We start from the raw sequence: 772 nt of genomic DNA on the forward strand, positions 1-772 counted from the left end.
GGCCTGCAAGCCGAAGATGTGATCGCCGCCCTGCCGCGCCGCTGATTCAAGGCTAAAAAAAACCGCGAGCAGCCTGGCTGCTCGCGGTTTTTTATTGCCTGCTTCCTTATCATAAAAAGTCAGTAATGCGGCGGTGGCGCTTCCTCTTCGAAGGTTTCGAATTGGCCGGCCATTTCCTCCTGCCGCTTGAGCAGTGCAGCCATTTGCAGCTGCAGGCGTTCAACTGCACGCTGCTGCGTCGCCAGCACATCACTCAATGACTGAAGGGCGTCATCCTGAAACGCCAACTGGCTCTCCAGATCGGTAACACGTTCTTCCAGGCTCATGACTCAACCCTCCAGAAACCTAAAGTCTTCGGCTAATACCAAACGCAGGCGCTCGCGAATCGCTGCGATCTGCTCCGCAGTGTAGGGCGTGGCCGGCAGTTTGCCCCAGACTGGAGCAGGCCAGACTGCGTCGTCACGCTTACGCACAATCACATGCATGTGCAACTGACTGACAACGTTACCCAAGGCCGCAATGTTCAACTTGTCGGCATCGAACGAATCCTTCAGCGTTTCAGCCAAGGCAGTTGTCTCCTGCCACAGCTGTTGCTGTTCGGCGACACTCAACTGAAATATCTCACTGATATCGTCGCGACGAGGCACCAGGATGAACCAGGGGTAATTCGAATCGTTGGATAACAGCAACCGACAGAGCGGAAAATCCCCGATCGGTAGCGTGTCTTGTTGAAGCCGTGGATCTAAAGCGAACACTGTGCGCACTCCCGCCG

At 55.6% G+C, this 772-nt stretch carries 2 protein-coding genes; both read right to left on the reverse strand.

Annotation, left to right across the window (positions count from 1 at the left end):
• Positions 1–119: 119 nt before the first annotated feature.
• Positions 120–326 (reverse strand): SlyX family protein, encoded by a 207-nt coding sequence (locus tag AC1DRJ_RS30690; RefSeq protein WP_477790670.1) that lies wholly within the window; start codon positions 324–326, stop codon positions 120–122.
• A 3-nt stretch (positions 327–329) separates the two neighbouring features.
• Entirely contained in the window at positions 330–755 is a 426-nt protein-coding gene (locus AC1DRJ_RS30695; protein WP_477805418.1) for an HIT family protein, read from the reverse strand.
• Between the last annotated feature and the right edge of the window lie 17 nt (positions 756–772).

The organism is Pseudomonas sp. P5_B2, assembly GCF_056400445.1.

Coding starts and splice junctions, on each gene's coding strand:
- AC1DRJ_RS30690 (WP_477790670.1), bottom strand. CDS start 326: ATGAGCCTGGAAGAACGTGTTACCGATCTGGAGAGCCAGTTGGCGTTT.